Origin of the sequence: Mycolicibacterium llatzerense, assembly GCF_000878195.1 — a bacterium.
In the GTDB taxonomy this organism is placed as follows: Bacteria; Actinomycetota; Actinomycetes; order Mycobacteriales; family Mycobacteriaceae; genus Mycobacterium; species Mycobacterium llatzerense.
In genome coordinates this window covers 35,723-54,192 of record NZ_JXST01000042.1, presented here as the reverse complement: position 1 = coordinate 54,192, position 18,470 = coordinate 35,723, and the positions used below count along the sequence as shown (strand labels likewise).

The 18,470-nt window shown below is 68.0% G+C and carries 14 protein-coding genes; 2 read left to right on the top strand and 12 right to left on the bottom strand.

Translation table 11 applies throughout. The features are described from left to right. Positions 1–123: 123 nt before the first annotated feature. Complete coding sequence (locus TL10_RS24040; protein WP_082068064.1) at positions 124–1,713, top strand: HNH endonuclease signature motif containing protein; 1,590 nt, start codon at positions 124–126, stop codon at positions 1,711–1,713. A 12-nt stretch (positions 1,714–1,725) separates the two neighbouring features. On the opposite strand, the gene TL10_RS24035 is transcribed toward TL10_RS24040, so the two are convergent. After that, positions 1,726–3,759, bottom strand: coding sequence for an NAD(+) synthase (locus TL10_RS24035; protein ID WP_043987654.1), 2,034 nt, complete (start codon positions 3,757–3,759; stop codon positions 1,726–1,728). Between the two features lie 58 nt (positions 3,760–3,817). Between TL10_RS24035 and TL10_RS24030 the strand changes: the two genes are divergently transcribed. After that, entirely contained in the window at positions 3,818–4,657 is an 840-nt protein-coding gene (locus tag TL10_RS24030; RefSeq protein ID WP_043987653.1) for an NAD-dependent protein deacetylase, read from the top strand. On the opposite strand, the gene TL10_RS24025 is transcribed toward TL10_RS24030, so the two are convergent. The 11 genes from TL10_RS24025 to TL10_RS23975 all read right to left on the bottom strand — a co-directional run bounded on the left by TL10_RS24025 (position 4,633) and on the right by TL10_RS23975 (position 18,467). Further along, positions 4,633–5,940 carry a protoporphyrinogen/coproporphyrinogen oxidase gene (locus TL10_RS24025; protein WP_043987652.1) on the bottom strand — a complete coding sequence of 436 codons (1,308 nt, stop codon included), beginning with the start codon at positions 5,938–5,940 and terminating at the stop codon, positions 4,633–4,635. The two genes, TL10_RS24030 and TL10_RS24025, sit on opposite strands and share 25 nt — an antisense overlap. Before the next feature lie 4 nt (positions 5,941–5,944). Further along, positions 5,945–6,568, bottom strand: coding sequence for a PIG-L deacetylase family protein (locus TL10_RS24020; RefSeq protein ID WP_043394250.1), 624 nt, complete (start codon positions 6,566–6,568; stop codon positions 5,945–5,947). Between the two features lie 131 nt (positions 6,569–6,699). Beyond that, positions 6,700–7,821, bottom strand: coding sequence for a glutamate 5-kinase (proB, locus tag TL10_RS24015; RefSeq protein WP_043394252.1), 1,122 nt, complete (start codon positions 7,819–7,821; stop codon positions 6,700–6,702). Positions 7,822–7,823: 2 nt separating this feature from the next. Continuing rightward, positions 7,824–9,287 carry a GTPase ObgE gene (gene obgE, locus TL10_RS24010; protein ID WP_043394254.1) on the bottom strand — a complete coding sequence of 488 codons (1,464 nt, stop codon included), beginning with the start codon at positions 9,285–9,287 and terminating at the stop codon, positions 7,824–7,826. Positions 9,288–9,366: 79 nt separating this feature from the next. Beyond that, on the bottom strand, positions 9,367–9,624 hold the full coding sequence (gene rpmA / locus TL10_RS24005) for a 50S ribosomal protein L27 (protein ID WP_043394256.1): 258 nt from the start codon (positions 9,622–9,624) through the stop codon (positions 9,367–9,369). A gap of 16 nt (positions 9,625–9,640) precedes the next feature. Continuing rightward, positions 9,641–9,964 carry a 50S ribosomal protein L21 gene (gene rplU, locus TL10_RS24000; RefSeq protein ID WP_043394258.1) on the bottom strand — a complete coding sequence of 108 codons (324 nt, stop codon included), beginning with the start codon at positions 9,962–9,964 and terminating at the stop codon, positions 9,641–9,643. 195 nt (positions 9,965–10,159) lie between these two features. Further along, a complete protein-coding gene (gene rne, locus TL10_RS23995; RefSeq protein WP_043987651.1) occupies positions 10,160–13,198 on the bottom strand; it encodes a ribonuclease E in 3,039 nt (1,012 codons plus the stop codon). A gap of 315 nt (positions 13,199–13,513) precedes the next feature. After that, positions 13,514–13,924: a nucleoside-diphosphate kinase gene (ndk, locus tag TL10_RS23990; protein ID WP_043394263.1), complete on the bottom strand. Its 411-nt coding sequence runs from the start codon at positions 13,922–13,924 to the stop codon at positions 13,514–13,516. A gap of 48 nt (positions 13,925–13,972) precedes the next feature. Further along, entirely contained in the window at positions 13,973–14,371 is a 399-nt protein-coding gene (locus TL10_RS23985) for a DUF4233 domain-containing protein (RefSeq protein ID WP_043394265.1), read from the bottom strand. Further along, positions 14,368–15,801, bottom strand: coding sequence for a bifunctional tetrahydrofolate synthase/dihydrofolate synthase (gene folC / locus TL10_RS23980; protein WP_043394267.1), 1,434 nt, complete (start codon positions 15,799–15,801; stop codon positions 14,368–14,370). The genes TL10_RS23985 and folC overlap by 4 nt, the downstream gene beginning before the upstream one ends. Next, entirely contained in the window at positions 15,798–18,467 is a 2,670-nt protein-coding gene (locus TL10_RS23975; protein ID WP_082068063.1) for a valine--tRNA ligase, read from the bottom strand. Before TL10_RS23975 ends, folC begins: the two co-directional genes overlap by 4 nt. Between the last annotated feature and the right edge of the window lie 3 nt (positions 18,468–18,470).

Sequence of the window (18,470 nt, the reverse complement as noted above, 5' to 3'; positions counted from 1 at the left end):
CATCGGGAAACCAGCTCCGAAACTCCTGGAACGTGCGCGGATAGTCGACCCCGCCGACCGGCCCACCCTCTGCAGTACCCATGCTGACCAGCATAGGTCCAATTAAGCAGATAAGCAGTACATATGTACGAACTTCTGGTGATCGAAACCAGCGAAGCCGACGACGCTTCTCTGATCAACACGATGACCAGTGCCACGCGCGCCGAAGCCCAGAGCGCCGCCCGCCGATTGGCCGCCATCGCCGAACTCACTCACCGCCGCTGCGTCGACTACGAAGACCGCGATCTGTGGGCGTGCGACGGCTGGGATGCTGCGGCGTGCGAGATCGGCGCCGCCCTGACCATCAATCGGTGGCAGGCCGCCAGCCAGATGCAACTGGCCCTGACGCTGTGCGACCGACTCCCGCACGTCGGCGAACTGTTGGCCCGTGGGGATCTGTCACTCGCGTTGGTCACCCTGATCTGCTGGCACACCGAGCTCGTGCAAGACCCCGCAACGCTCGCCCTCATCGACACCGCGATGGCCGGCTCCGCCCGCGACTGGGGACCGCTGTCGAAAGCCGACACCATCCGGCAGATCGACAGCTGGATCGAGAAGTTCGACCCTGCCGCAGTCCGCCGTACCCGCAACACCGTCCGCGGCCGCGACGTCGAGTTCGGCAAGCCCGGCGACCCAGCCGGCGTCACGTCCGTCTGGGCCCTACTGCTGGCCACCGACGCCGAACTACTCAAACGCACCCTCACCGCCATGGCTCACGAGGTCTGCGACGACGACCCGCGCCCCCTCGGCCAGCGGCGCGCCGACGCGCTGGGCGTCCTGGCTGCCCGCGGCGACCGCCTGCCCTGCCACTGCGCCAATCCCGACTGCCCTGCCGCCGGCGCCGATCCCCGCGCCGCTGCGGTCATCATTCATGTGCTGGCTGAGGCCGAGCCGCAACCGGTGAGTGATCCGCTACTCGACGCCCCAGAGTCCACCCCGCCAGTCACTCCGGACACCCCGGTCGAGGAGGCGCTCGCAACCCGGCCGGAACCTGAGCCCGTCGTCGACCAGACTGCCATCGGATTCCTGGCCGGCGGCCCCGTCATCCCCGCCGTCCTGCTGGCCGACCTCGCCGCCCGCGGCGCCACAGTGAAAACTGTTATCCCACCGCAGGTTCCGGCCGACGGACAACCGCACTACCGACCGTCGACCGCACTCGACAACTACGTCCGGATGCGGGACATGACGTGCATGCACCCCGGCTGCGACCGCCCTGCTGTCGACTCCGACCTCGACCACACCATCCCGTGGCCTGCCGGCGCGACCCATCCAGGCAACCTCACCCCCAAGTGCCGCAAGCACCACCTGGTCAAGACCTTCTACAACGGACCTACCGGATGGCGTACCCGCCAGCACCCGGACGGCACCATCATCTGGACCGCGCCCACCGGACACACTTACACCACGGTGCCCGGCAGCCGAATCCTGTTCCCCGACAGACACTTCCCGACCCCGACGCCACCACCATCAGCTGCGGCAACCACGAGCGACCATCCCGGCCGCGACCTCATGATGCCCACCCGCCGCCGCACCCGCACCGACGACCGCACCCGGCGCACCCGCCGTGAACGCGCCCTCAATTGGGCCGACCTGCTGGAGCCGGAATCGACGCCCGAAGCCAAACTCCAACTCGCCGAACGACTCATCGACGGCGACAGCTCCCCACCGTTCTGATCGCGCTGGAGCTCAGTGCTCCGGAACGTTGCGCTCGATCTCGTCGAGCCAGATGCGTGCCGACATGTCGGACGGCGCCCGCCAGTCCCCGCGCGGGGACAGCGCTCCGCCCGCGGACACCTTCGGACCGTTCGGCAGCGCCGACCGTTTGAACTGGCTGAACGAGTAGAACCGCTGGACGAAGACTTTCAGCCAGTGCCGGATATCGGCCAACGAGTAGGCCACCCGCTCGTCGGCCGGGAAGCCGGCGGGCCAGTCACCGGCCGCGGCGTCCCGCCAGGCATGCCACGACAGGAACGCGATCTTCGATGGCCGGAAGCCGTACCGCAGCACCTGGTACAGCGAAAAGTCCTGCAGCGCATACGGTCCCACCTTGGCCTGGCTGCTCTGGACGTCGGCGCCGGGCACCAGTTCCGGGGTGATCTCGGTATCCAGCACCGACTGCAACACGTCGTTGACGTCGTCGCCGAACTGCCCAGAGGAGATCACCCACCGGATCAGGTGCTGGATAAGGGTTTTCGGCACCCCGCCGTTGACGTTGTAATGCGACATCTGATCGCCGACGCCATAGGTCGACCAGCCCAGGCCGAGCTCGGACAGGTCACCGGTCCCGAGCACGATGCCGCCACGCTGGTTGGCCAACCGGAACAGGAAGTCGGTGCGCAGCCCGGCCTGCACGTTCTCGAACGTCACGTCGTACACGGCCTCACCACGGGCGAAGGGATGCCCCATCTCGGCGAGCATCAGCCGCGCGGTGTCCCGAATGTCCAACTCGGAGAACGTGACTCCGAGCGCCTTGGCCAGCGCGGTGGCATTGCTCTTGGTGTGGTCACCGGTCGCGAAGCCCGGCATGGTGAAGGCCAGGATATCGCTGCGCGGCCGGCCCTCCCGGTCCATGGCCCGGGCCGCGACGATCAGGGCGTGCGTGGAATCCAGCCCGCCGGACACGCCGATCACCACGGTCGGGAAGTTCAGCGCCCGCAGACGCTGCTCCAGACCCGACACCTGGATGTTGTAGGCCTCGTAGCAATCCTGTTGCAGGCGCTGCGGATCCGACGGCACGAACGGGAACCGCTCGATCTCACGGAGCAAGCCGATGTCGCCCGCCGGCGGCGAAAGCGTGAATTCGATGCGCCGGAACCCCGAGGTCCGGTCGGCGAAGTGGCGCCGGTTGTCGTCGAACGTGCCCATCCGCAGCCGTTCGGCGGCCAGCAGCTCGGTGTCGACGTCGGCGACCGACCGTCGTTCGCCGCGCGGGAAACGCTCGGATTCGGCCAGCAGCACACCGTTTTCGTAGATCATGGTCTGCCCGTCCCAGGCCAGGTCCGTCGTCGACTCGCCCTCCCCCGCCGCCGCATAGACGTACGCCGCCAGGCACCGCGACGACGCCGAACGGGCGAGCAGTTTGCGGTCGTCGGCCCGGCCGATGGTGATCGGACTGCCCGACAGGTTGGCCAGCACCGTCGCACCGGCCAGCGCGGCCGTCGCGCTCGGCGGCACCGGCACCCACATGTCTTCGCAAATCTCCACGTGCAGAACGAAGTTCGGCAGATCCGCCGCGGCGAACAACAGGTCGGGACCGAACGGTACATCGACCCCGCCCAGCCGGATGGTGCCCTCGACATCGTCACCGGCCGCCACTTGGCGCGCCTCGTAGAACTCGCGGTACGTCGGCAGATACGACTTGGGCACCACGCCGAGGATCGACCCGCGGTGGATCACCACGGCGGTGTTGTAAATCCGGTGCCGGTGCCGCAGCGGCGCACCGACCACCAGAACGGGCAACAGCTCGACCGACGCCTCGACGATCGAGGCCAGCGCCTCGGTCACCGACTCCAGCAGCGCGTCCGACAGCAGGATGTCCTCGATCGAGTAGCCCGACAGCGTCAGCTCGGGAAACACCGCCAGCGCCGCGTTGTCGTCATGGCAGTCCCGGGCCAGGCGCAGCACCGAGGCAGCGTTGGCCGCCGGGTCCGCGAGCGCAGTGTGGTGCGTGCACGCGGCCACCCGGACGAATCCGTGCCGGTAGGCGGAGTAGAAGTCCACGCCACGATTGTCGCACCGTCACGTCGCGTAACAGGGCAGACGGCCTACCCTCGATGACGTGCAGGCTCCTGAACTGGTCAATCTGCTGGCCGACCGGCGTATCGCCGTGCTGACCGGCGCCGGCATCTCCACCGATTCGGGCATCCCGGACTACCGCGGGCCGGACTCGCCGCCGAGCAATCCGATGACCATCCAGCAGTTTCTGTCCGGTCCGGCCTTCCGGCAGCGGTACTGGGCCCGCAACCACATCGGCTGGCTGCACATGGCCGCTCGCCGGCCCAACGCCGGCCACCGCGCCGTGGCCGCGCTGGAACGTGCGGGCCTGGTCACGGGCGTCATCACCCAGAACGTCGACCTGCTGCACACCAAGGCGGGTTCCCAGACGGTGGTGAACCTGCACGGCACATACGCGCAGGTCATCTGCCTCAGCTGCGGGCACACCATGACGCGCGCGGAGCTGGCCGACGAACTGGAACGGCTCAATCCCGGTTTCACCGTACGGGCCGAGGTCGGCAGTATCGGCGTGGCACCCGACGCCGACGCGATCGTCGAGGACACCGCCACGTTCCGGTACCTGGACTGTCCGCGCTGCGGCGGCATCCTCAAACCGGACATCGTGTACTTCGGCGACAGCGTCCCGAAGGACCGGGTGCAGCAGGCCTACGCCCTGGTCGACGAGGCCGACGCGCTGCTGGTCGCGGGCTCGTCGCTGACGGTGTACTCGGGCTACCGCTTCGTCCGGCACGCGGCCGCTGCCGGCAAGGCCGTCGCGATCATCAACCGTGGCACCACCCGCGGCGATGACCTGGCCACCGTCAAGATCGACAGCGGATGTTCGGAAATCCTCGCCCTGCTGGCCAGTGAATTGCCGGCTCAGAACCTCTCGGGGTGCCAGTAGACGTCCTCCGGAGTATCGGACAGCGCGTTGTCCACGGCCTGCCGGCCCTGCAGGTAGCCGTAGTCCTGGTTGGACGACTCGTAGCGCCACCCGCCGAACCGGCCCCGGCTGTAGAAGCCGTGTGCGCGTAGCCGCGCGTCGACCGTCCGCACGATGTCGTCACGCCCCAGCGTCGGCACCGGATAACCCATGTGGACTTCTTGCACGAACCGGCTCACCACGTACTCCGACCCGGCGCCCAGCGCCCGCAACGACTCCTCGGTCCGCCGCACCGCCTCGTCGCCCGTCAGCGACTGCCCCGGCAGCAGCGGCACCTCACACAGCACGTTCCAGCGTCCGTCGCCGGCATTGGCGGGGTCGTAGTTGTTCAGCATCGTGGCCCGGTACCACGGCACCCCGAGATCCGGGCAGTACAGCCAGGTCTTGTCGGCCAGCGCCTCCGGGGCCGGACCGCGGTAGCCCAGGCCGACAGCGTAGATACGACTGGCGCACAAGGTGTTTCGCTGGGCCGTCCCCTCAGCGCCGGCGCCACCCAGCCAGCCCCAGGCCGTAGTCAGTGGCGCAGAGCTGACGCAGTGCTCGTACGACACGGTCGAGCCATCGTCCAACGTGGCGCGCCGCCGGGAAACGTCGATGTCGACGACGCGGGTGTTCAGCCGCACCGTCCCGGGTGCCAGCATCCGGTCGTGCACTCCCTGCCACAGCGCGCCGGTGCCGCCGACCGGATACGGAAAACTGCCCGCGGGTCCGGTCGCCGAGCCGGCCAAGCCGAGGCGTGGCACGTTCGGCGCGGCACTGCCGCTGCGCAGCGACGTCCATTCATGGTCGATCTGCTCGAGCGGGGCCGTCCACATCTTGTAGTTGTAGGGCCCGAAAAACTCGTCATAAAGTTTGCCACCGAAATTGTTCCGGTAATAGTCGGCGAGGTTGTGCAGCGGTGCGTCCGGGTACAGGTCGGTGGGCATCTCGGTGAGTTGCTGCTGGATGGGCGTGGGCACCAGGGCCTGCGGCCCGCTGCCGTCCAGCCACACCCAGCCGTTCCGGGCGACGTCGTTCATCTTGACCCCGGAACCCTCGACGGCCCGGTCGAACTCCGCGAAGTGGCTGTGCAGCACGTGGCCGCCAAGATCCCAGGTGAAACCACGTGCGTCGCGGACCGACGCCGCCATGCCCCCGACCTGATCGCCTGCGTCCACCACCAGGTGGTCGATGCCGAGTTCGGTCAGCCGGACGGCAGCGCCGAGCCCGGTCGGACCGGCTCCGACGATGAGAAATGTCGGCACAGGGTCAGAAATCGACGACCAGTCGGGCCGGCTCGAAACCTTCGGCGAACGTCCGGCGGCACAGGAAGCCGTAGTGCTCAGCGGAACTGCGCACCCAGGAGGCGCTGACCTTTTCGCTGGCCTCGGCCTGCGAGACGTGCGACATCAGGGCTTCGATCTTCTTGTCCAGAGAGTCGGAGATGTCGACGAACGCCGTCGGGTTGAAGCCGATGGCCGACGGTCCGCCGTACGTCATGATCGACGACACCCACCGCGCCGCACCGAGGGTGCAGCGGGAGACCACCCGGTGATCCTGGTGGCTGTCGTTAGCCGTATGGGTGTAAACGATTGTGGCAGCAGACTTTTCGATCGCATCCTCGATGAGGTGCACCAACTCGAATTCCTGCAGCGAGACCCGGCAGTCACCGAAACCCTGGCCCCACAGCAGCTCGTGGACGCCCAGCACCTCCACCGCGCGGAGTTGCTCACGCACTCGCTCCTGGGAGTCGCCCGGTCCCTCTTCGCCACGGGTCACCACCAACATGGTGACTCGGTCGCCGGCCGCTACATGCTTTGCCAGCGCGCCGCCGCAGCCCAGTTCGATGTCATCGGGATGCGCGCCGACCGCCAGCACCGACTGTCTCGCCATCGCCCCCTCAATTCTGTTTGCTGCGCAGGTGTCGAAGGCAGCATAACCCTAATTTAATAGGTAGGCCTTATCTAGCGGGCAAAACGTTTGATCGAGGCGTGGATTCTATCCAAATACACACAAAGTCGACGTCAAATTGCGACCAGATCGTCCGCGTGCACCGCAGGTCGGCGCAGCTCCACGGGTAATTCGGGCGTGGACCGGCCGATGATGCCCGCAAGTTCGGAGTCGTCGTAGGCCACCACGCCGCGGGCCACGGCGTTGCCATCAGGGCCGTGCAGCTCGACGACGTCGCCGCCGTGGAACCGGCCCGAGACCGCGGTGATGCCGGCGGGCAGCAAAGATTTTCTTTGCCGGACGACGGCCCGCACCGCACCGGCGTCCAGGATCAGCGACCCCGTCGTCTCCGCCGCGTAGCGCACCCAGAACCGTCGCGCCGACATGCGCTCGGGGCGCGCGGCGAAGACCGTACCCACCGAGGCATCGGTCAGCGCGGCGGCGGCGTCACCGGCCGCGGCCAACAGCACCGGGACACCGGCATCGGCGGCCAGCAGCGCCGACGACAGCTTGGAAGCCATCCCGCCCGTGCCCAGCCGGCTGCCGCCGGTCGCGGACACGCCATCGAGGTCACCCGATGCGGCGACCTCGGGGATGAAGCGGGCGTCGCCCTTGCGCGGGTCGGAGTCGTACAAGCCGTCGATATCGCTGAGCAGGATCAGCGCGTCGGCACCGACCAGCTGCGCCACCAGGGCCGACAGCCGGTCGTTGTCGCCGAACCGGATCTCGTTGGTTGCCACCGTGTCGTTCTCGTTGACGATGGCCACCGCGTGCAGCGCCCGCAGCCGGTCCAGCGTGCGCTGGGCGTTGTTGTGCTGCGCCCGCTGGGCAATGTCGTGCGCCGTCAGCAGCACCTGACCGACGGTGCGGTCATACCGGCCGAACGCCGCGCTCCACGCGTTGACCAGGGCCACCTGCCCCACGCTGGCCGCGGCCTGCTTGGTGGCGAGATCTGTCGGGCGCTTGGTCAGGCCGAGCGGCTCGATACCGGCGGCGATGGCACCCGAGGACACGATCACGACGTCCGAGCCGGCCTTCATCCGCTTCTCGATGGCATCGACGAGCATGGCCAGCCGGCCCGCGTCGAACATTCCATTGGGCGCGGTGAGCGCAGTGGTCCCGATCTTGACGACGACGCTGCGCGCGGTCCGCACGGCTTCCCGGTGCGCCGAGACCGCCGCGGAATTGGCTGTCACACTCAGTCCTCTGGGTCCTCGAGGTCCTCCGCCGAGCGGCGACGCTCCTTGCGGGCCGCCTTGCGTTCGGCGGCGCCGATCCGGTCCGTCTGCTCCAAGCGGATGTCGGTGCCACGACCGGACAGCAGGGTGTCGACACCCGCGAGCGTCTGCGGCTCCCAGTCGAATGTGACGTCGCCGATGGTGACGGCGCAGCCGGCACGAGCGCCCTTCTTCAGCAGCGCGTCCTCGACGCCCAAGCGAGCCAGCCGGTCGCCGAGGTAACCGACCGCCTCGTCGTTGTCGAAAGCTGTTTGCGCGATCCAGCGTTCGGGCCGCGTGCCGCGCACGATGAAGCCGCCGAAGCCGTCCGATTCGACCGTGAAGCCGCTCTCGTTGACGGCCACCGGCCGGATGACCGGCCGCCTCGGCGCCACCACGGGCTGTGCGGCCCGGTACGCCGCGACCATGTCCCACAGAGCGAAGATCAACGGGCGCAAGCCATCTCGGCTGACCGTGGAAATCTCGTAGACGGGCCAACCGTATTTTGCGGCGACCTCGTCCTTGACGAAATCGGCCAGTTCGCGCGCGTCGGGCACGTCGATCTTGTTGAGCACCACCGCCCGGGGTCGCTCGGCCAGGTCGCCGAGCGTCGAATCCCCTTGCAGCGTCGGCGTATAAGCGGCCAGCTCGGCCTCGAGCGCGTCGATGTCGGAGATCGGGTCACGGCCAGGCTCCAGCGTCGCGCAGTCCACCACGTGGACCAGCACCGCGCAGCGTTCGATGTGCCGCAGGAAGTCCAGTCCCAGGCCGCGGCCATCGGCTGCACCCGGGATCAGACCCGGAACGTCAGCGACGGTAAATGTGTGGTCACCGGCGGACACCACACCGAGATTCGGAGCCAAAGTGGTAAACGGATAGTCGGCGATCTTGGGCTTGGCCGCCGAAATGGTTGATACCAGCGACGATTTGCCGGCCGACGGGAACCCGACCAGGCCGACGTCGGCGACGGTCTTGAGTTCGAGGGTGAGGTCGCAGGTCTGGCCCTTCTCCCCCAGCAACGCGAAACCGGGCGCCTTACGGGCCCGCGAGGCCAGTGCGGCGTTTCCCAGCCCGCCGCGGCCACCGGCGGCGGCCTCGAAGCGGGTGCCGTCGCCGACCAGGTCGGCCAGCATGCGGCCATGCTCATCGAGCACGACGGTGCCGTCGGGCACCCGCACCTCGAGATCCGCGCCTGCGGCACCTTCCCGGTTGCTACCGGCGCCGGGTTTACCGGACGGGGCATCGACGTGCGGGCGGAAGTGGAAGTCCAGCAGGGTGTGCACCTGCGGGTCGACGACCAGGACGATGCTGCCGCCCTTACCGCCGTTACCGCCGTCCGGCCCACCGAGCGGCTTGAACTTCTCTCGGTGTACCGATGCACAGCCATTGCCGCCGTTGCCGGCGCGCGCGTGGATCACCACACGGTCAACAAACCGGGGTGCCATCTGTCGTCCTCTCCATCACAAAAAGAAAAGCTGCCACGAGGCGAAACCTCGTGGCAGCTTCACACCTCGTGAAAAAAGGTTAGACCTCTGCCGGGACGATGTTGACCGTCTTGCGGCCGCGCTTGGTGCCGAACAGCACCGAGCCGGCAGCCGTCGCGAACAGGGTGTCGTCGCCACCGCGACCGACGTTCACGCCCGGGTGGAAGTGGGTGCCGCGCTGGCGGACGAGGATCTCGCCGGCCTTGACGACCTGGCCGCCGAAGCGCTTGACGCCGAGCCGCTGGGCGGCTGAGTCGCGACCGTTACGAGAGCTGGAAGCGCCCTTTTTATGTGCCATGTCTGTTCGCTCCCTCTTACTTGATGCCGGTGACCTTGACGACCGTCAGCTGCTGACGGTGGCCCTGGCGCTTGTGGTAGCCGGTCTTGTTCTTGAACTTGTGGATGCGGATCTTCGGGCCCTTGGTGTGCTCGAGCACCTCACCGGTGACAGCGACCTTGGCCAGGGCGTCGGCACCAGTGGTGACCTTCGCACCCTCGACCACGAGAGCGACCGGCAGCGACACCGAAGCGCCCTGCTCGACGTCGAGCTTCTCGATCTTGACCACGTCACCGACGGCAACCTTGTACTGCTTGCCACCAGTCTTGACGATTGCGTACGTGGCGTTATCGGCTGCCATCGTTGGTGTTCCTCTGTTCTTCGTTGCGTCTACTGCGGGGCGCGCGCCACCCGAAGGTTGCGAACGCGGGTCTTAGGTTGGAGTGGCGCGGGGCATCCCCCGGCAGCTCCATGCCGCCGGTGTCAGCCAGGCGACAACTGGTCAAGGGTACGTGACCAGTTAATCGAGGGTCAAACCGCGTGGACCCTCACGGCATCAGTCATCGACACCTCCGACCGGTGGACCGGCGGGACGGGCCGCAGCGCGGCGCCGCTGACGGACGACGGGAGCCCGGGTGACGACCGATTGAGCAGGCTGATCAGCCTCTTCCTCGTCGTCCTCGTCATCGTCGTCGTCATCATCTTCGTCGTCCGAGTCGTCGTCGTCTTCGTCGTCGTCGTCCGAGTCCTCGTCGTCCTCGTCGAGGTCCAGATCGTCGTCTTCGTCGTCTTCGTCGTCGCTGTCCTCGAAGTCCTCGTCGAGCTCGACTTCGAGTTCGTCCTCATCCGAGTCCTCGTCGTCCTCGGCCTCGTCGGAGTCGTCATCGTCAGCCTCGTCGGCGTCCAGGTCGTCATCGGCCTGGTCCAGTTCGGTCAGCGCCTCGGCAGACTCGACGGCGTCGCCCTCGGCTGCTTCGTCGGCAATGTCCTCGGTGTCTTCGTCGTCGACGTCGTCCTCGTGCTTGCCGTTCGCGGCCGCCATGGCCTTGAACATCGGATGCTCACCCTGTGGATGCGGCGGCACCTTGACGACCTGCGGCTCTTCCTCGGGGCGCGGGGCGGCCTTCTTGGCGCGCTTGCTGCGGCGGCCACCGCCACCAGCGCCGGCACCACCGGCCGCCTCGGCCTTGCGGCCATTGGGCGACGCAGTGTCCACCGGGTCGACGTGCAGCATGATGCCGCGACCGGCGCAGTGCGTACAGGTGGTGGAGAACGCCTCGATCAGACCGGTGCCGAGGCGCTTGCGCGTCAGCTGCACGAGACCGAGCGAAGTCACCTCGGATACCTGGTGCCGGGTCCGGTCTCGCGCCAATGCCTCGGTCAGGCGGCGCAGCACGAGGTCGCGGTTGGATTCGAGCACCATGTCGATGAAGTCGATCACCACGATGCCGCCGATATCGCGCAACCGGAGCTGACGCACCGTCTCCTCGGCCGCCTCCAGGTTGTTGCGGGTGACCGTCTGCTCCAGGTTTCCGCCCGAGCCGGTGAACTTGCCGGTGTTGACGTCGATGACCGTCATGGCTTCGGTGCGGTCGATCACCAGGGTGCCGCCCGAGGGCAGCCACACCTTCCGGTCCATGGCCTTGGCCAGCTGCTCGTCGATGCGGTACACCGAGAACACGTCGGGGCCGGTGGCACCGCCCGCCGGCTCGTACTGCGACATCCGCGAAAGCAGTTCCGGCGCAACGGAATTGACGTAGGTGCTGATGGTGTTCCAGGCCTCGTCGCCCGACACCACGAGCTTGGTGAAGTCCTCGTTGAACAGGTCGCGGATCACCTTGACCAGCACGTCGGGCTCTTCGTAGAGCGCCACGGCGGCACCGGCGGCCTTGGCCTTGGTCTGGGTGGCGGTGGTCTCGATCTCGGTCCAGCGTTCCTGCAACCGATTGACGTCCGAGCGGATGTCCTCTTCCTTCACGCCCTCGGACGCGGTGCGGATGATCACACCGGCGTCGGCAGGCACGACCTCCTTGAGGATTTCCTTGAGGCGCTGGCGCTCGGTGTCGGGCAGCTTGCGGCTGATCCCGGTCGAGGACGCGCCCGGCACGTACACCAGGTAGCGCCCGGCCAGCGAAATCTGCGTGGTCAGACGGGCGCCCTTGTGCCCGACCGGGTCCTTGCTGACCTGGACGACGACGTAGTCGCCGGGCTTGAGCGCCTGCTCGATCTTGCGGTTGTTGCCGCCGAGGCCGGCAGCCTCCCAGTTGACCTCACCGGCGTAGAGCACACCGTTGCGGCCACGGCCGATGTCGACGAACGCCGCCTCCATCGAAGGCAGCACGTTCTGCACGATGCCGAGGTAGATGTTGCCGACCAAGCTGGCCGATGCGGCAGACGTCACGAAGTGCTCGACCACGACGCCGTCTTCCAGCACGGCGATCTGGGTGTACCGGGCACCCTCGTGCGGCGGCTCACTGCGGATCTTGTCCCGCACCACCATCACGCGCTCGACGGCTTCGCGGCGAGCCAGGAACTCGGCCTCGCTCAGGATCGGCGGACGGCGGCGGCCCGCGTCGCGGCCGTCGCGGCGGCGCTGACGCTTGGCCTCCAGCCGGGTGGACCCGGTGATGCCCTGGATTTCGTTGTTGTCCGACTTGGTGCGCGGGGCGCGCTCGTGGACGACGGTGTTGGGCGGATCGTCCGGCGAACCGGCCTCGCCATCGCCATCGTCACCGCCGGCACCGCCCGACTTGCGGCGGCGGCGGCGACGTCGACGGCGGCTGGCACCGTCGGACGCGTTCGCGTCGTCGTCACCGGAGTCGTCGTCGGCCTCGCCGTCGGTGTCCTCATCGCCCTCAGCCGAGGCGTCTTGCGCGTCGCCTTCGACGTCTGCGTCGGTCGCGTCGTCGCTGCTCTGTTCACCCCTGCCACGGCCACGGCCACGGCGACCACGGCGGCGGCGGCGGTTGGCGGGCCGCTCGCCGTCGTCATCAGCGCCATCCTCGCCACCGTCGTCGGCGCCGTCGGCCACGTCGTCGGCGTTGTCGCTGTCGCTGTCGTTGTCGTCGTCGGCGAAGTCGTCGGGCTCGGGAGCGGGCGGCCGGAAGGTCACGGGCTGCGGGGCCACGAACAGCGGCAGGTAGTCGGCAGGCTCGGCAGCGGGCGCCGGAACCGTCTCCAACAGCAGCCGGGACTCAGGCTCGCCGGCGTCGGATTCCACGTCGGCGGCTTCGGCCTCCGCCTCACGCGCGATCTCGACGGCTGCTTCGGCGACGTCGACGGCTTCGACGGCGACTTCGGCGGGCGCCTCATCGTTGGCTACGACCGGCACCTCGGCGGCGGGCGCCGCGGTCTCCGTGGCGTCGCCACTGAGACCCAGCAGGTCGCGGACGCGCTCGGCCTCCGCGCGGGTCACCGTCGACGCGGGGTTGCGGGGCCTACCGTCGACGCTGGCCAGCGTCTCGGTGATCTTCTTGCTGGTGGTCCCGAGGATTCGGGCCAGCGAGAAAATCCGCAGGCGCTCTGGGAGCTCTATCGGCTCCGCTGCGCTGCTGGCATCTTCGGATGGGGCATCAAGTCGGGCATCGTCGGCCACGTATTCTCCTCAAGCCCCCGGGCGCGTCGTGCGACGCGGCCACGCGAGGGCTTCTTGTATTGGCTCGGGGAACTTCTCCCGAGATTGTTGTGGTCTCGCACCTAGCGGCCCACAGGGGAGCCCTCGGTGCCTGGCTGAATGATGGCTGGACGGTCGGCGCCGCACCTGGATTTCTCCGGGTGGTCGCGTCGTCTAAGTCTTCATCCGGGCGTCCGCTCCTGGTATGAAGCAGGTCACCCGATGCCAGTATCCCACATCGTCGGCCAATCTCCGACGAGGTGCCGCCGGTAGCTCAGCTACCGGCGGCCCACAGTGTCAGTTACCGGGGAACCACAGAGCGATTTCGCGGGCCGCGGACTCCGGGGAATCCGAGCCGTGCACCAGGTTGTCCTGGGTGACCAGGGCCAGGTCACCACGGATGGTGCCGGTCGCGGCCTTCTCCACCGGGTCGGTGCCGCCGGCGATCTGGCGGAATGCTGCGACGGCCCGCGGGCCCTCGACGATGGCAGCCACAACCGGGCCGGAGGTGATGAATTCCAGCAGGTCGCCGAAGAAGGGCTTGCCCTCGTGCTCGGCGTAGTGCTTGGTCGCCAGCTCCACGCTGACGGTCTTCAGCTCAAGAGCAGCGAAGGTCAGGCCCTTGCGCTCGATCCGGCTGATGATTTCGCCGATCAGGTTGCGCTGCACGCCGTCGGGCTTGATCAATACAAGGGTCTGCTCAGTCACGGCGGACAGCGTACCGGCCAGTAACTGAATCTTGCGATTCGGGCGGGCTCACTGCTGGCCGGGCAGCAGTCCCCTGTCCTGGCGGCGCTTGACCTCGGATCGCAGATACAGGATCAACAACCAGACCAGCAGGAAGATGATGCCGACGATGCCGATGGTGACGTCGATGAACGCGCCGAGGATCAGCACGAACTGGATCCCGATGTTGACCGGCAGCGCCCACGACCGGCCCTGCATCCCCGACAGCAGGCCCAGCACGATCGCCATGCCGATGAGGTAGCCGCTGCTGACCGGCGTCAGACCGCCGTGGAACACCGACACGACCGGCAGCGCCAGCAGCACCACGATGACTTCCAGGATCAGGGTGCCGGCCATCACGCCGCGGAAGCTCTTCCAGGGATCAGGCTGACTCGATGCGCGATCCGCTCCGCTGCCCGCTGCTGTCATGCCGGGTCCTTTCCGAACAGGGTGCGAGCCGCACCGGCCGTCACGACCGAACCGGTGATCACCATGCCCGCGCCGGAGAAGCCGTCGGACGAGCCGTCGTTGCCCGACTCCTCCACCAACGCCGTCGCTGCCTCGATGGCGTCGGGCAGTGTCGCCGCGGTGACGACCCGCTCGGGACCGAAGCGCTCTTCTGCCAGCGCGGCCAAGGATTCGACATCCATGGCCCGCGGCGAGCCGTTGTGCGTCACCACCAGCAGGTCGAACGCCGGCTCGAGGGCGGTCAAGATGCCGTCGACGTCCTTGTCTGCCATGACCGAGATGACGCCGACCAGGAACCGGAACTCGAACTCCGTGTCCAGCGCGTCGGCGAGGGCGGCGGCACCGGCCGGGTTGTGCGCGGCGTCGATGAATACCGTTGGGGCACTGCGCATCCGCTCCAGGCGACCAGGATTGGTCACCGAGGCGAAACCGGCCCTGACGGTGTCGATGTCGAGCTGACGGTCGGCTCCGGCGCCGAAGAACGCCTCCACCGCAGCCAGCGCCAGGACGGCGTTGTGCGCCTGATGCTCGCCGTGCAGCGGCAGGAAGATGTCGGTGTAGACGCCACCGAGGCCCTGTAGTTCCAGCACCTGCCCGCCGACGGCGACCTGACGGCCACGGACGGTGAACTCGGAGTCCTCGCGTGCCACCGCGGCATCCGCCGTAACCGCCTGCGCCATCAGCACTTCCATGGCCTCGGCAGGCTGGCGGGCGATCACCGCGACAGTGCTGGGGTCGGTGCCGGTGGGCACCAGGTCGGGCTCCTGGCGGGCGATGATGCCCGCCTTCTCCCCCGCGATGGCGGCGATGGTGTCGCCGAGAAAATCGGTGTGGTCCAAGCCGATCGGGGTGATGACGGCGACCGGGGCGGCGACGACATTGGTGGCATCCCACCGTCCGCCCAGCCCGGTTTCGACGACCGCGACGTCCACCGGGGCGTCGGCGAACGCGGCGAACGCCATGGCGGTGAGCACCTCGAACTTGCTCATCTTGGGGCCCGGCTCACCCAGCTCGCCGGCTTCCGACTGGCGGTCGACGATCTCGACGAACGGCTCGATCTCGGTGTAGGTGGCGACGTATTGCGCTGGGCTGATGGGTTTTCCGTCGATCGCGATGCGCTCGGTGGCAGCCTGCAGGTGCGGGCTGGTGGTCCGGCCGGTACGCCTCGAAAACGCCGTCAGCAGGGCATCGATCATCCGGGTGACCGACGTCTTGCCGTTGGTGCCGGCCACGTGGATGCTCGGGTAGCCGCGCTGCGGCGAGCCGAGCATCTCCAGCAGCGCCTCGATACGCACGGTGCTCGGTTCGATCTTCGTTTCCGGCCACCGCTGGTCGAGCAGGTACTCGACCTGCAGCAGCTCGGCGATCTCGTCAGGCGTGGGCGCGATCATGCGGACGGCAGCCCGGCCAGGCGGGCATTGATCCGGTCGACCTCTTCGGTGGCCAGCTGCTGCCGCGCCTTGATCTTGGCCACCACATCCTCCGGGGCCTTCGCGAGGAACGCCTCGTTACCCAATTTGCCTGCGGTCTGGGCGAGTTCCTTCTGCGCGGCGGCCAGGTCCTTCTCCAGCCGGCGGCGCTCGGCGGCGACGTCGACCGTGCCCGAGGTGTCGACCTCGACCACGACGGTGCCCTTGGACAGCCGGACCTCCACCGCCGCGGAGGGGTTGAAGTCGTCAGCCGGCTCGGTCAGCCAGGCCAGGGACGTCACCGCGGCCACCTGGGCATCCAGGTCGGCCTCGCCGATACCCACCAGGCGGGCCGGCACCTTCTGCCGGTCGTTGAGACCCTGGTCACTGCGGAACCGGCGCACCTCCGTGATCAGCTTCTGCATGTCGGTGATGCGGCCGGCGGAAACCTCATCGAGCTCGACGCCCGACGCCTGCGGCCACTGCGCGATGACCACCGACTCGCCACCGGTCAGCGACTTCCACAGCGCCTCGGTGACGAACGGCATCACGGGGTGCAGCAGCTTGAGCAGCACGTCGAGCACCGCCGCCAGCACGGCCTTGGTGTGCTCGGCACGCGAACCACCTTCGAACAGTTGCGCTTTCGCGAGCTCCAGGTACCAGTCACAGAACTCGTCCCAGGCGAAGTGGTACAGCGCCTCGCAGGCTCGGCTGAACTCGTAGCGCTCCAGCGTGTTGTCGACCTCGACGCGGACCTCTTCGAGCCGGCCCAGAATCCAGCGGTCGGCATCGGTGAGCTCGGCAGCGTCCGGCAGCGCGGCCGGCGCGGCGCCGTTCATCATCGCGAAACGCGTTGCGTTGAACAGCTTGGTCGCGAAGTTGCGGGACGCGCGGGCGTGGTCCTCACCGATGGACAGGTCGCCGCCGGGGCTGGCCCCGCGGGCCAGGGTGAAGCGCAGCGCGTCGGCGCCGAACATCTCGACCCAGTCCAGCGGGTCGATGCCGTTGCCCTTGGACTTGCTCATCTTCTGCCCGAACTGATCCCGGATCAGCCCGTGCAGGAAGACGTTCTCGAACGGCACCTTGGCACCGCCCAGGATGGGGTCGTCGGCCGCGAAGGTGCCGAACATCATCATGCGGGCCACCCAGAAGAACAGGATGTCGTAGCCGGTGACCAGAACCGTTGTCGGATAGAACTTTTCGAGTTCCGGCGTCTTCTCGGGCCAGCCCATGGTGGAGAACGGCCACAGCGCCGAGGAGAACCACGTGTCCAGCACGTCGGGGTCCTGCTCCCAGCCCGCCGGCGGCTCCTCGTCGGGGCCGACGCAGACGGTTTCGCCGTCCGGTCCGTGCCAGATCGGGATGCGGTGTCCCCACCACAGCTGACGGGAGATGCACCAGTCGTGCATGTCGTCGACCCACGCGAACCAGCGCGGTTCCAGGCTGGTCGGGTGAATCACGGTGTCGCCGTTACGGACTGCGTCACCGGCGGCCTTGGCCAGCGATTCCACCTTGACCCACCACTGCATGGACAGCCGCGGCTCGATGGCCTCGCCGCTGCGCTCGGAGTGCCCGACGCTGTGCAGGTACGGCCGCTTCTCGGCGACGATCCGGCCCTCGGCGGCCAGCTTCTCGCGCACCTTGACCCGGGCCTCGAAACGGTCGATGCCGTCGAACTCGGTTCCGGTGCCGGCGATGGCGCCCTTGGTGTCCATGATGGTCGGCATCGCCAGGTTGTGCCGCAGGCCGATCTCGAAGTCGTTCGGATCGTGTGCGGGCGTGACTTTGACTGCGCCGGTGCCGAATTCGGGGTCGACGTGCTCGTCGGCCACGATGATGATGTCGCGATCCAGGAAGGGGTGCGGCAGCGTGCTGCCGACCAGCGCGCGGTAGCGCTCGTCGTCGGGATGCACGGCGATGGCGGTGTCACCGAGCATCGTCTCGAGTCGCGTGGTGGCCACCACGATGTGGGGCTCCGCGTCATTCATCGAGCCGTACCGGAACGAGACCAGCTCGCCCTCGACGTCGTCGTACTTGACCTCGAGGTCTGAGATCGCGGTCTCCAGGACCGGCGACCAGTTCACCAGCCGCTCGGCCCGGTAGATCAGTCCGGCGTCGAACAGCCGCTTGAAGATGGTGCGGACGGCGCGCGACAGGCCCTCGTCCATGGTGAAGCGGTCCCGGCTCCAGTCGACGCCGTCGCCGAGGCGGCGCATCTGGCCGCCGATGGTGCCGCCGGACTCGCGCTTCCACTCCCAGACCTTCTCCACGAAACCCTCGCGGCCGAAGTCTTCCTTGGTTTGGCCGCCCGCGGCGAGCTGCTTCTCGACCAGGGTCTGCGTCGCGATGCCGGCGTGATCCATGCCCGGCAGCCACAGCACCTCGAAGCCCTGCATCCGCTTACGCCGGGTCAACGCATCCATCAGGGTGTGGTCGAGAGCGTGACCCATGTGCAGGCTGCCCGTGACGTTGGGCGGCGGCAGCACGATCGAGTACGGCGGCTTGTCGCTGGTCGGGTCGGCGGTGAAATACCCGGCGTCGACCCAGCCCTGGTACATGTCAGCTTCTACCGCGCTCGGATCCCACGATTTGGGCAGGTCATCGGCCGCAGTCACGGTCGCGGGATCAGGTGTATCGCTGGCAGTCACCGG